The sequence below is a fragment of the Citrobacter sp. MGH105 genome, from assembly GCF_001037485.2.
Lineage (GTDB): Bacteria > Pseudomonadota > Gammaproteobacteria > Enterobacterales > Enterobacteriaceae > Citrobacter > Citrobacter portucalensis.
Map to the genome: position 1 here is coordinate 3,842,034 of NZ_CP073048.1, position 13,366 is coordinate 3,855,399.

At 49.7% G+C, this 13,366-nt stretch carries 11 protein-coding genes; 7 read left to right on the forward strand and 4 right to left on the reverse strand.

The window, feature by feature from the left end; genetic code table 11:
• Positions 1–32: 32 nt before the first annotated feature.
• Both mscK and acrR read right to left on the reverse strand, forming a co-directional pair.
• The gene (mscK, locus tag SK35_RS18585; RefSeq protein WP_048214782.1) at positions 33–3,398 is read right to left on the reverse strand and encodes a mechanosensitive channel MscK; all 3,366 of its coding nucleotides are present in this window, start codon (positions 3,396–3,398) and stop codon (positions 33–35) included.
• A gap of 128 nt (positions 3,399–3,526) precedes the next feature.
• Entirely contained in the window at positions 3,527–4,177 is a 651-nt protein-coding gene (gene acrR / locus SK35_RS18590) for a multidrug efflux transporter transcriptional repressor AcrR (RefSeq protein ID WP_003831045.1), read from the reverse strand.
• Between the two features lie 141 nt (positions 4,178–4,318).
• Between acrR and acrA the strand changes: the two genes are divergently transcribed.
• The 6 genes from acrA (at position 4,319) to SK35_RS18620 (ending at position 11,113) form a co-directional block, all read left to right on the forward strand.
• Positions 4,319–5,512: a multidrug efflux RND transporter periplasmic adaptor subunit AcrA gene (acrA, locus tag SK35_RS18595; RefSeq protein WP_032942549.1), complete on the forward strand. Its 1,194-nt coding sequence runs from the start codon at positions 4,319–4,321 to the stop codon at positions 5,510–5,512.
• Between the two features lie 22 nt (positions 5,513–5,534).
• Positions 5,535–8,684, forward strand: a complete 3,150-nt coding sequence (gene acrB, locus SK35_RS18600) for an efflux RND transporter permease AcrB (RefSeq protein ID WP_008783964.1) — start codon at positions 5,535–5,537, stop codon at positions 8,682–8,684.
• 488 nt (positions 8,685–9,172) lie between these two features.
• Complete coding sequence (gene tomB, locus SK35_RS18605; RefSeq protein ID WP_048214783.1) at positions 9,173–9,547, forward strand: Hha toxicity modulator TomB; 375 nt, start codon at positions 9,173–9,175, stop codon at positions 9,545–9,547.
• A gap of 27 nt (positions 9,548–9,574) precedes the next feature.
• Positions 9,575–9,793, forward strand: a complete 219-nt coding sequence (locus SK35_RS18610) for an HHA domain-containing protein (RefSeq protein ID WP_002892050.1) — start codon at positions 9,575–9,577, stop codon at positions 9,791–9,793.
• 181 nt (positions 9,794–9,974) lie between these two features.
• Positions 9,975–10,526: a maltose O-acetyltransferase gene (gene maa, locus SK35_RS18615; protein WP_003835924.1), complete on the forward strand. Its 552-nt coding sequence runs from the start codon at positions 9,975–9,977 to the stop codon at positions 10,524–10,526.
• A 116-nt stretch (positions 10,527–10,642) separates the two neighbouring features.
• Positions 10,643–11,113, forward strand: a complete 471-nt coding sequence (locus SK35_RS18620; RefSeq protein ID WP_020996574.1) for a YlaC family protein — start codon at positions 10,643–10,645, stop codon at positions 11,111–11,113.
• Between the two features lie 78 nt (positions 11,114–11,191).
• On the opposite strand, the gene ykgO is transcribed toward SK35_RS18620, so the two are convergent.
• Positions 11,192–11,332 carry a type B 50S ribosomal protein L36 gene (gene ykgO, locus SK35_RS18625; protein ID WP_005125190.1) on the reverse strand — a complete coding sequence of 47 codons (141 nt, stop codon included), beginning with the start codon at positions 11,330–11,332 and terminating at the stop codon, positions 11,192–11,194.
• Between the two features lies 1 nt (position 11,333).
• A complete protein-coding gene (locus SK35_RS18630; protein WP_008783961.1) occupies positions 11,334–11,594 on the reverse strand; it encodes a type B 50S ribosomal protein L31 in 261 nt (86 codons plus the stop codon).
• Between the two features lie 188 nt (positions 11,595–11,782).
• On the opposite strand from SK35_RS18630, the gene SK35_RS18635 reads away from it, so the two are divergent.
• Positions 11,783–13,336: an EAL domain-containing protein gene (locus SK35_RS18635; protein WP_048214784.1), complete on the forward strand. Its 1,554-nt coding sequence runs from the start codon at positions 11,783–11,785 to the stop codon at positions 13,334–13,336.
• Positions 13,337–13,366: the final 30 nt, after the last annotated feature.

Sequence of the window (13,366 nt, forward strand, 5' to 3'; positions counted from 1 at the left end):
CAGGGCGGCAAATATGCCGCCCTGATTGCAACTTAACCTACTGAAGGCGTCGGATCATCACCTTTAATGATGTCACGCTTAACCTCGGTCACGGTATCACCTTTCGCGTTATGCAGGTGCACTTCGAGCTGGTTAAAGGCGATATCAATGTCGTTTTCACGGCATAAACGATCGACCGCACGGTTCAGTTCATCAACCGTGTGGCTACGATCGCGCAGTTCACGTACGTATAATCGCAGTTCATGATCCAGCGTGCTGGCGCCGAAGGCGGTAAAGAACACCGCAGGCTCTGGATCGTGCATCACTTTCGGGTGTTCCATCGCCGCCTGCAACAGCACTTTCTTCACTTTATCCAGATCCGAACCGTAGGCCACGCCGATGCGGATCACCAGGCGCGTGGTGGTATCGGAAAGCGACCAGTTGATCAAACGCTCCGTCACAAATGCTTTGTTCGGGATGATCACCTCTTTGCGATCGAAGTCGGTAATAGTGGTGGCACGGATACGGATCTTGCTGACCGTTCCTGAGAACGTACCGATAGTCACGGTATCGCCGATGCGGACCGGGCGTTCAAACAGAATAATCAGACCCGAAACAAAGTTACCGAAGATTTCCTGCAAGCCAAAACCAAGACCAACCGACAGGGCTGCTGCCAGCCACTGTAGCTTATCCCATGAAACACCGAGCGATCCGAAGACCGTCATCGCGCCGATGGCGATGATCGCGTAGTTAAGGATCGTGGTGATCGCATACGAAGCGCCCTGACGCATCTTCAGTCGCGACAGCACCAGCACTTCCAGCAGGCCGGGTAAGTTACGGATCAGCGCCCACGCGACCATTGACGCAATAATCGCAAACAGCAGGCTGCCCATGGTGACGTCTTTCACCACCGCAGCTCCCGCTTCGGTGCCGTTGTAATGCCAGAGCGTAATGCTATCGAGGTAACTGAATACAGTTATCAAATCAGACCAAATAGCCCAGAACAGAACACCAAACAGGGCAACCATTACCAGCATGGTGATGCGCAGCGTTTGCTGGTTCACCTGCTCAAGCGCGATGGTCGGTTCTTCCTGCGGCTCGGCTCCTTCCGCCCCTTCTTTCACCAGGTTCTGACGACGCGCTAAGGCACGGCGCCAGGCGATACGCCGTGCCGCCACGCTCAATCCACGCAGTACCGTCTGATACAGCAGGTTCCAGAGGATAACCAGATAGACCGTTTCAATCCAACGACCGGCCAGGCGCAACGTGGTGTAGAAATACCCTGTCGCCGTCAGCACCATTAATGCAATCGGGATAATTGAGAGGACAGTAATGGTAACCAGACGCAAGCCATGCGACTCTTTGTCACGCCAGCTTTCACGACACATTGGCCATACCAGGAAGGCGATCAGCAGCAGGTTGAGGAAAATAACTACCTGACCCAGCACATCGTCCATCAAATTAAGCGGTGACAGCTCAGCAATGACCGACCAGAAGTTGAGCGGTAACAGCGCCAGGCTAATACGCACGATCTGGCGGCGCCAGTGGCTGGTCTGCTTCGCTGGCATACCAAAATGACGAATTGCCACGCCATCTTTTTCCAGCACCTTCCAGCACAGACCAAACACCAGCCAGAAGACTGTCATCTTCTTACTGAACGCCCACAGCAGGTCGCTGATATTCAACTGCATGGTAAGCAGAATCAGGCCCACGGCGAGGATAATCAGGCACGCCGGCAACGCTCTGATCAGATCGATCAGAATCGCTTTTGGCGTATTGAGCTGACTGTCATTACGCAGATTCCCTACTGCGGCGGCTAATTTCGCCTGATACTCTTTCAACCATTTCAAACGCCAGCGGATTAACCCGGCAATAAGCAGCAACGGTAGCCCCGCCAGGAACGCAATAAAGACGGCGGGCCAGGCTTTTTCCCAGTTCACCGTGATTTTCATCGACTTAAACTGGTCTTTTAGCGTTTGCGGGAAGGCTTTGATCCAGTCCCAGTCCATCGGACGGTTACTATTAACCCAGAAGATTTGCTGCGTGAGGATCCCTTTCAGGTTCTTCGACACGCTCATTAGCTGCTGTTGATTGATTTGCAGGTTAATCGCCATCATCAACTGGTTGCCCAGCTGCTTGTTCAGCTGATCCAACAGTTCACGGCGCATATCCACAACCTGCAGCAGGGCATCATGGACTTCACCATTGACTTCGTTGCTGTGCCCTTCTTCCAGTTTGGCGACAAACGCATCGTTCTGGAATAGCGCATCACGCTGCTGGTTAATCTCAAACTGCTCCAGACGCAAATCGGCGATCCGGTTGGTCATATCGGCAAGTTCATCCGCCGACGGCAGTGTTTGTTGTTGCTGATACAGAATACGCGACAGCAGCAGACTGCCTTTCAGGACGGCGATCTGTTCTTTAATATTGCGTTCGGATTGCAGCGCGCGGTCAAGCCAGTTTTTGACTTTGATATTCTGCTGCATCAGGTTGTTGCCGTTTTCGGTCGCGGCAATCAGACGCTGGCTGAGCTGATGGTTAACGTCCAGTTCCTGCTTCACTAACGGGTTTGACTGAATACGTTCGGCTTCATCCGGCGTTACCGCTTCCTGAGCCGTCTTTTCGGTTAACGTTAGTCGTTTGCTGTTCACCGCTTCTTGCAGAAGCTGGAGCTGATGTTCAAGCCGGTTACTGTTAGCTGTTACGTAATCACGTTGTTTTTGCAAGGTATCCTGCAAAACAGTATTACCTTCGAGGCTCTTACGCTGTTGGTCGATCTGCGCATTCAGCAGCGCCTGCTGCGCCTGCAGCAACACCTGCTGGCTGGGGCGTAACGCCGCCTCTCCCACATTGGTGCCATCGAGTCGATTGCGGATTTGCTGCATTTGCTGCGACGCGGTGTACATCGCATTCTGCACACGCTCTGGCTGCGTTTGCAGCGACACCAATTGGCTGTTGTAGGCAGCAAGATCGTTTTGCGAGCTTTGCAGATCATCCAAAACCTGTGCCACGCGCGACTCAAGCTGTCGTAAGGAGAGTGTACTCAGCGTTTTTCGCGTTTCATCGTCGTTATCGACATCGCTGAGCGAATTTAACGCATCCGTCGCCTGACGCATTTTCTCCGGCGCCTGGGCAACTTTCTGACGAAGCTGTACGGTCTCATCTTTCACGCGATCGATTTTATCCAGCGTGGCGATGGTATCGAGGAGATCCTGTTGGACCAGCTTATCCTGCGCGGAGAGATCTTTTTGTTTACTCAGTGCATCCAGTTGGCTCTGAATATCCGCTTTCGTCGGCAGTTCACCACTCTGTTGCGCCCGCGCAAAAGCAGACGACTGGCAAGATAGCAAGAGAATGAAGAAAAGAATGGTAATAGCAATAAGATGCTGTGAACGTTTATAGAGCTGCAACATAGTCATGAGAGTGAACGTTTCTGAACCGGAAAAGTGACCGAAAATAGTCAAGCGGAAAGAATATCACGGCTGTGACCGGCAGAATAGCAGCAGGCAAAACGACCAGGAGAATTCCTGGTACAGGCCCAAAACATTTAGTGGATTTCCGCCACGCCAAGCCGCAGAGTTGGGCACATAAGGCACATCTCCAGCAGCACTGCGACGTATTCCCGAGCTTCTTTTTTCAGATCAAACGATTCGGGGGCAAATAACCAGTTTTCTATGATTCCGGTAATATAGCTGCGCAACAGGACCGCCACGCGACGGGTGTTCAGGTTTTCCGGCAGCATATTGGCATCCATACAGTGCCGCAATGTTTGTTCGATACGATCGTAATTTTCAATACAAAGATGGCGTTGAGCTAACTGAACAGAGGCCATTTCCCCGACAAATTCGCATTTGTGGAATATAATTTCCAGCAACAAACGTCGGCGTTCTTCTGTCACGGTAGCTTCAAGAACGTAAATTAAAATTTCTCTTAATACTGATAGTGGATCGTCGGGGAATTTTGCCTGATACTCAGTCTCTAACTCATCAATGTTAGGTTTTGCTAGCTCCCAGATTTCACTGAATAAATCCGACTTGTTTTTGAAATGCCAATAGATTGCGCCGCGCGTGACACCAGCGGCTTTTGCGATCTCCGCAAGCGAGGTGGATGATACCCCTTGTTGCGAAAACAAATGCAGAGCAACATCGAGAATATGCTGTCGTGTTTCCTGTGCTTGTTGTTTGGTTTTTCGTGCCATATGTCAGTGAATTTACAGGCGTTAGATTTACATACATTTGTGAATGTATGTACCATAGCACGACGATAATATAAACGCAGCAATGGGTTTATGGGCTTTAAGCCATTGATCAATTTGAAATCGGACACTCGAGGTTTACATATGAACAAAAACAGAGGGTTAACGCCTCTGGCAGTCGTTCTGATGCTCTCAGGCAGCTTAGCGCTAACAGGATGTGACGACAAACAGGCCCAACAAGGGGGCCAGCAGATGCCAGAGGTTGGAGTTGTTACGCTCAAAACTGAACCTCTACAGATAACAACTGAGCTTCCGGGTCGCACCAGTGCGTTTCGCATTGCAGAAGTTCGCCCTCAGGTTAGCGGTATTATCCTGAAGCGTAATTTCACCGAAGGTGGTGACATCGAAGCGGGTGTATCTCTCTATCAGATTGATCCTGCGACTTACCAGGCCGCTTATGAAAGCGCAAAAGGTGATCTGGCCAAAGCACAAGCCGCAGCAAATATCGCTCAACTGACGGTTAAACGTTATCAGAAACTGTTGGGTACTAAGTACATCAGTCAACAGGATTACGATAGCGCGCAGGCAGACGCACAGCAGGCAAACGCCGCCGTTGTCGCCGCGAAAGCCGCGGTAGAAACTGCACGCATCAATCTGGCCTATACCAAAGTGACGTCGCCAATCAGCGGCCGCATTGGTAAATCATCCGTTACGGAAGGTGCTCTGGTGCAAAACGGTCAAGCGACCGCACTGGCGACCGTTCAACAGTTGGACCCGATCTACGTGGATGTGACGCAGTCAAGCAACGACTTTCTGCGCCTGAAACAAGAGCTGGCCAACGGCACGCTGAAGCAAGAGAACGGCAAAGCGAAAGTCGAACTGGTGACCAACGACGGCATTAAATACCCGCAGTCCGGTACGCTGGAATTTTCTGATGTGACGGTTGATCAAACTACCGGGTCGATTACGTTACGCGCCATCTTCCCTAACCCGGATCACACCTTACTGCCGGGTATGTTCGTCCGCGCACGTCTGGAAGAAGGGATTAACCCAACGGCATTACTGGTTCCACAGCAAGGCGTTACCCGTACACCGCGTGGCGATGCCAGTGCATTGGTTATCGGTGCAGACAATAAAGTTGAAACTCGTCAAATTGTCGCCGCACAAGCGATTGGCGACAAATGGTTAGTCACTGATGGACTTAAGCCGGGCGACCGCGTGATTGTCACTGGGCTGCAGAAAGTACGTCCTGGCGCGCAGGTAAAAGCGCAGGAAATCACCGCTGATAACAACCAGCAAGGCCAAAGCGGTAGCCAGCCTGAACAGTCCAAGTCTTAACTTAAACAGGAGCCGTTAAGACATGCCTAATTTCTTTATCGATCGCCCAATATTTGCGTGGGTGATCGCCATTATCATCATGTTGGCAGGGGGGCTCGCGATCCTCAAATTGCCGGTAGCGCAATATCCAACTATTGCACCGCCAGCAGTGACGATCTCCGCGACCTACCCTGGCGCTGATGCCAAAACAGTACAGGATACTGTTACGCAGGTTATCGAACAGAACATGAACGGTATCGATAACCTGATGTACATGTCCTCTAACAGTGACTCCACGGGTACCGTGCAGATCACCCTAACCTTCCAGTCTGGTACTGATGCGGATATCGCGCAGGTACAGGTGCAGAACAAACTGCAGCTGGCCATGCCGTTGCTGCCTCAGGAAGTACAGCAACAAGGGGTTAGCGTTGAGAAGTCATCCAGCAGCTTCCTGATGGTTGTCGGTGTAATCAACACCAACGGCACCATGACGCAGGAGGATATTTCCGACTACGTTGGCGCCAACATGAAGGATGCCATCAGCCGTACTTCAGGTGTGGGTGATGTTCAGCTGTTCGGTTCTCAGTATGCGATGCGTATCTGGATGGATCCGAACAAACTGAACAACTTCCAGCTGACGCCGGTTGATGTAATCAGCGCCATCAAAGCGCAGAACGCCCAGGTTGCAGCCGGTCAGTTAGGTGGTACACCACCGGTGAAAGGCCAGCAGCTTAACGCATCAATCATCGCGCAAACCCGTCTGACCTCTGCTGATGAGTTCAGCAAGATTCTGCTGAAAGTGAATCAGGATGGTTCCCAGGTTCGTCTGCGTGACGTGGCGAAAGTGGAACTGGGCGGTGAGAACTACGACATCATTGCGAAGTTCAACGGTAAACCGGCATCCGGTCTGGGTATCAAGCTGGCGACAGGTGCTAACGCCCTGGATACAGCAAACGCTATCCGCGATGAACTGAAGAAGATGGAACCGTTCTTCCCGTCAGGTCTGAAGATCGTTTACCCGTATGACACCACACCGTTCGTGAAAATCTCTATTCACGAAGTAGTGAAAACGCTGGCGGAAGCAATCATCCTCGTGTTCCTGGTAATGTATCTGTTCCTGCAGAACTTCCGCGCGACGCTGATTCCGACTATCGCCGTGCCGGTGGTGCTCTTGGGTACGTTTGCCGTCCTTGCGATTTTCGGCTTCTCGATAAACACCCTGACGATGTTCGGGATGGTACTCGCCATCGGCCTGTTGGTGGATGACGCCATCGTTGTGGTCGAGAACGTTGAACGTGTAATGGCTGAGGAAGGACTACCGCCGAAGGAAGCAACGCGTAAATCAATGGGCCAGATTCAGGGCGCACTGGTGGGTATCGCGATGGTACTGTCAGCGGTATTTATCCCAATGGCGTTCTTCGGAGGTTCTACCGGTGCAATTTACCGTCAGTTCTCCATCACCATTGTTTCCGCGATGGCGTTGTCTGTGCTGGTGGCGTTGATTCTGACCCCTGCCCTGTGTGCGACCATGCTCAAACCGATTGCTAAAGGCGATCACGGAGAAGGCAAAAAAGGCTTCTTCGGCTGGTTTAACCGCATGTTCGATAAGAGTACGCACCATTACACCGATAGCGTAGGCGGTATTCTGCGTAGCACCGGTCGTTATCTGGCGCTGTATCTGATCATCGTCGTGGGCATGGCCTATCTGTTCGTTCGTCTGCCAAGTTCGTTCCTGCCAGACGAAGACCAGGGGGTATTCCTGTCTATGGCTCAGCTGCCTGCGGGTGCAACGCAAGAGCGTACCCAGAAGGTGCTGGACGAAATGACGGATTACTATCTGACCAAAGAAAAAGCGAACGTTGAATCGGTGTTTGCCGTTAACGGCTTCGGTTTTGCAGGTCGTGGTCAGAACACCGGTATCGCATTCGTCTCTTTGAAAGACTGGAGTGAACGTCCAGGTAAAGAGAACAAAGTTGAAGCGATTACTCAACGTGCAATGGGCGCATTCTCGCAGATCAAAGACGCGATGGTCTTTGCCTTTAACCTGCCAGCGATTGTGGAGTTAGGGACCGCGACCGGTTTCGACTTCCAGTTGATTGACCAGGCTGGTCTGGGCCATGAGAAGCTGACTCAGGCGCGTAACCAACTGTTTGGTGAAGTCGCGAAGCATCCTGATCTGTTGGTCGGTGTTCGTCCTAACGGTCTGGAAGATACGCCGCAGTTCAAGATCGATATCGATCAGGAAAAAGCGCAGGCTCTGGGCGTTTCCATTAGTGATATTAATACAACGCTGGGTGCAGCATGGGGCGGAAGCTACGTGAATGACTTCATCGACCGTGGTCGTGTGAAGAAAGTTTACGTCATGTCTGAAGCGAAATACCGTATGTTGCCGGAAGATATTGGAAACTGGTATGTCCGCGGCAGCGATGGACAGATGGTACCGTTCTCCGCCTTCTCTACCTCACGTTGGGAATACGGTTCACCGCGTCTGGAACGCTATAACGGTCTGCCGTCCATGGAAATCTTAGGTCAGGCCGCTCCGGGTAAAAGTACCGGTGAAGCCATGGCCATGATGGAGCAACTGGCCAGCAAACTGCCATCCGGTATCGGTTATGACTGGACCGGTATGTCCTACCAGGAACGACTGTCCGGCAACCAGGCCCCTGCCCTGTATGCCATTTCATTGATCGTCGTGTTCTTGTGTCTGGCAGCGCTGTACGAGAGCTGGTCAATTCCGTTCTCCGTAATGCTGGTTGTACCGCTGGGTGTTATCGGTGCATTGCTGGCAGCAACGTTCCGCGGCCTGACCAACGACGTTTACTTCCAGGTAGGCCTGCTCACAACCATTGGGTTGTCGGCGAAGAACGCGATACTTATCGTCGAATTCGCCAAAGACTTGATGGATAAAGAGGGTAAAGGTCTGATAGAGGCGACGCTGGACGCAGTACGCATGCGTTTACGTCCAATCCTGATGACGTCACTGGCCTTTATTCTGGGCGTAATGCCGCTGGTCATCAGTTCCGGCGCAGGTTCCGGTGCACAGAACGCCGTTGGTACTGGCGTAATGGGCGGGATGGTGACGGCAACCGTGTTGGCGATCTTCTTTGTTCCGGTGTTCTTTGTGGTGGTACGCCGCCGCTTTAGCCGCAAAAATGAAGATATTGAGCATAGCCACTCAGTAGAGCATCATTGATACATCTCTAAAGATAAGGCCGCGCAAGCGGCCTTTTTTCTGGAAAAATCATAAAAATCACTTATTGCCATTCCGTTTATTTTCTATCGGATAAATAAGCGATATAATCCTTGCAGCCTTAAAGGCTATTCTTAAAAAAACAGCGAGAGTTCTTATTTACTTTAATAAATATTAAGATTAATCCTATCCACTAGTTCACATTGTCGGTTGTTGCCTTTCGTTGCTAAACCTAAACAAGATAACCCGATGATTGCCCGAAGAATAAAGAAATTGTCCCATTTCGAATAGCGGCATTTATCTGTTAAAATGTAAAAATGACGTTGCATCATAATTTTACATAATTGTAATTTTTCGTGATATGACGATGAAATCTTTTTTAGAGTAGATTATAGTTAAATCATCAGGAGTCGCGGGCAAGTTCCAGGTAGTTGTTGTATCCATCCCGAAAGGTGTTCGGTTAGTTTAAGCCACTAAGAAGGGGATGCGTTATGGATGAATACTCACCCAAAAGACATGATATCGCGCAGCTTAAATTTCTCTGCGAAACTCTGTATCATGACTGTCTTGCAAACCTTGAACAAAGTAACCATGGCTGGGTTAATGACCCTACCTCTGCAACCAGCTTGCAGCTCAATGAACTGATAGAGCATATTGCAACCTTCGCACTTAATTATAAAATTAAGTACAATGAGGACAATAAGCTGATCGCGCAGATAGATGAATACCTGGGTGACACTTTTATGTTGTTCAGCAGTTATGGTATTAATACGCAGGATCTGCAGAAATGGCGGAAGTCAGGTAATCGACTGTTTCGCTGTTTTGTCAATGCCACCAGGGCTAATCCTGTAAGTTTGTCTTGTTAAAAATTATTACAATCATAGGTAAGAGTTATGTCCGATAAACCATTAACTAAAACAGATTATTTGATGCGCCTGCGACGTTGCCAGACAATTGATACGCTAGAGCGCGTTATTGAAAAAAATAAATATGAATTGTCCGACAACGAACTGGCTGTATTTTACTCAGCAGCAGATCATCGCCTTGCTGAATTGACCATGAATAAGCTTTACGACAAGATTCCAACTTCTGTTTGGAAATTCATTCGCTAATTGCACTCAAGGTTAAGTCAGGTATAGCGGTACAGTTGTCTGGCTGACCATTTTCGTATTTACAATGGTTATTTAATTAAAATCGCGTGACTATGATCACAGCAAAGAAGCGGGAACGTTCCCCTTTTCTGCATTACGTTTTACTGTGCTGAAATAACCTTCAGTACACAGGGAATTCGTAATGCGTAATGAAAAGCAAAAAATGATCGCCGGCGAATACTATCGCCCGGCAGATGAAACGCTGCGCAGTGACCGACTACGCGCTCGTCAGTTGATCCATCGCTACAATCTCACCGCACCCGATGAAAAAAATGAGCGTCAGGCAATCCTGCACGATCTGTTAGGTCAGAGTGAGGGAGCCTATATTGAACCCTCTTTCCGTTGTGATTACGGTTATAACATCTATCTTGGTAAAGACTTTTACGCTAATTTCGACTGCGTTATGCTCGACGTCTGTCCAATTCATATTGGCGACAACTGCATGCTGGCACCAGGCGTTCATATCTATACCGCGACCCATCCGCTGGATGCTACCGAGCGCAACAGTGGCCTGGAGTTCGGGAAGCCCGTGACTATCGGCAATAATGTCTGGATAGGTGGCCGTGCAGTGATCAATCCCGGCGTCACGCTGGGCGATAACGTGGTTGTGGCATCAGGCGCAGTGGTCACTAAAAGCGTTCCGGCAAACACCGTGGTTGGGGGCAATCCCGCAAGGATCATCAAAACGCTGTGATCTTAAATGTAACTGTTATGCTAAATTGCGGTTAATCTGTTACTTTCTTCAAAGGGTATCCCCTTTTAAAATAGGGCGATCCCTCCTGAATTTTGCAGATATCACGAAGGCAAGAGATGACAGAAATACAGCGCCTGCTTACTGAAACAATCGACGACTTAAATATTCGCGAGAAGCGCGACAACAAACCGCGCTTTAGCATCAGCTTTATTCGCAAACACCCAGGGCTGTTTATCGGCATGTATGTTGCGTGGTTTGCCACGCTGGCGGTGATGCTACAGTCAGAAACGTTAGTCGATTCGGTATGGCTGCTGGTGGTACTGTTCGTTGTACTCAACGGCTTTTTCTTTTTCGACGTTGCGCCACGATACCGCTTTGAAGATATCGACGTTCTGGATTTTAGAGTTTGCTATAACGGAGAATGGTACAACACGCGCTTTGTCCCCTCCTCTCTCATCGATACTATCCTGCACTCACCGTCCGTGGATAGCGAACATAAAGCACAGCTGCAAAAGATGATATCGCGCAAAGGTGAACTCTCGTTTTACGATGTCTTTACGCTTACCCGCGCCCAGACCAGCCAGTAACGGCATCTCAGCACAGATAAAAAAAGTGCGTTCCTGCGAAGGTAACGCACTTTAATCCCTGAAATGCTGGCAAAGAAACTAACGTCTTTTTTTACGCCCCTGTACTGCTTTAAAGCGCGGATTCGTTTTGCAGATAACGTACAAACGCCCTTTGCGTTTTACTATCTGGCAGTCAGGATGGCGCTGTTTTGCGCTGCGAAGTGAATTGAGTACCTGCATTTTAACCCCGCTTAACGCCAATAAAATGACCAAAACGTTTTTGGAAACGTGCTGCACTACCTTCATTATCAAAGGTTTTTTGTTTCCCGGTATAGTACGGATGTGATTTAGAAGAGATATCGAGGGTCACGTACGGGTACATTTTCCCCTCAAACTCAATTTCACGCTCAGTCTTGATGGTCGAACCGACCTTAAAGAATTCATTGGCACTGGTATCGTGAAACACTACGGTACGGTAAAAAGGATGAATATCCGGTTTCATGGCAACCTCAATTTGTTACGTTATAACATAACCATCAAAATACACCACTCTTGTACAAACCACAACCTGATTTACGCTACAGAGATTTAAACGGGATGATAAATGGCCGTAAATATATGATGCCAATCGAATAGCTTTTTGGGGTTTCGGATATACTTTCCCTACGCTGTGTAAATAAGGATATCACTGTGACAACACGACATTTGATAAGCCTGGTGACTGGGGTACTGTTCCTTTCCATCCTCGCGCCTGTAGGTTTAAGCCTGTGGCTGGCACATCGTCAGGTCGAAACGAAATTTATCGATGAACTCGACATGTTCTCAACTCGAGTCGCATTACGTACGGAACGCGTAGGCGAGCAGGCGAAAAAAGCATTACGCAATATTGAAGCTTTTCAGGGAGTGCCTTGCAGTGACGAGCATTTGCTGGAAATGCGTCGTTTGTCCTATAGCTATCGCTATATTCAGGAAGTGCTGTACCTCAAAGATAATGTTCCACAATGCTCATCCCTGGAAAAAAGAAGTAAGGCCGCCGCGTTTCCATCAGCGATGAAAGTCACGCCTGATGGATATCGCGCATGGCTTACTACGCAAAACGATTTAGGTATCAAGCGTTTTATGGCGGCATTAGGGAGTGAAAATTATGTTGTGATGGTCGATCCGGGTTCTTTCATTGACGTCATCCCGTTTGGCTCATGGCCGATTGAAGTCACTATCATTGGAACCGTGCGCAACATAGTCGTTGCCAGTAGCGCCAACCTGCCATCGGACGTTTTACAGCATGTAAAACAAGAGAGCTCGATTACCCATTTTCAGAAGGATGGCAATATTTTTAACGCTCGCCCCTTCCCGGAACTGGGTATCACGATCGTAACCTGGGCATCTACCCTGCCGTTACAAAAAACCTGGCACCGACAGGCGCTGATCTGGCTTCCGGCAGGCATTCTTATCGGATTGCTCACCGCCGCCTTTGTTTTGCGCATTTTGCGCCGCTTACAGTCGCCCCATCACCAGTTACAGGACGCTATCCAGCATCGGGATATCAAGGTCTACTACCAACCGATTATCTCGCTCAAAACGGGAAAAGTCGTCGGGGCTGAAGCACTGGCTCGCTGGCAACAGGCTGACGGAAGCTATCTGTCGCCAGAAATTTTCGTCGCGCTGGCGCAAGAGACCGGGCTGACAGAGCCTCTCACACGATTGATTATTGAAAGCGTATTTGAAGATTTAGGTAAATGGCTGCGTCAGCATCCGGAGCAGCATATATCCATCAATCTTGAGTCAGCCGATCTGGCCTCCGAGACGCTTCCTGCTCTGTTAAGTCAGAAAGTGAACCACTGGCAACTTAAGCCTACGCAAATCGCGCTGGAACTAACCGAACGCGAGTTTGCCGACCCGAAAAACAGCGCGCCGTTTATTGCTAAATACCGTCAGGCAGGCCACTCGATCTATATCGATGATTTTGGCACCGGCTATTCCAGCCTGAGCTATTTACAGGATCTGGATGTCGACATCCTGAAGATAGACAAATCGTTCGTTGATGCACTGGAGTACAACAACGTGACGCCACATATTATCGAGATAGCGAAAACGTTGAAGCTGGAGATGGTGGCGGAAGGTATCGAAACCGAGAATCAGGAAGCCTGGCTACGCCAGCACGGCGTGCAGTACGGTCAGGGCTGGCTTTACAGCAAAGCGCTGCCGAAGGCGGAATTTATTCTGTGGGCAGAAAAACGGCTTTAACATTGCTGTTGATGTTGAGATGGCTGGCGG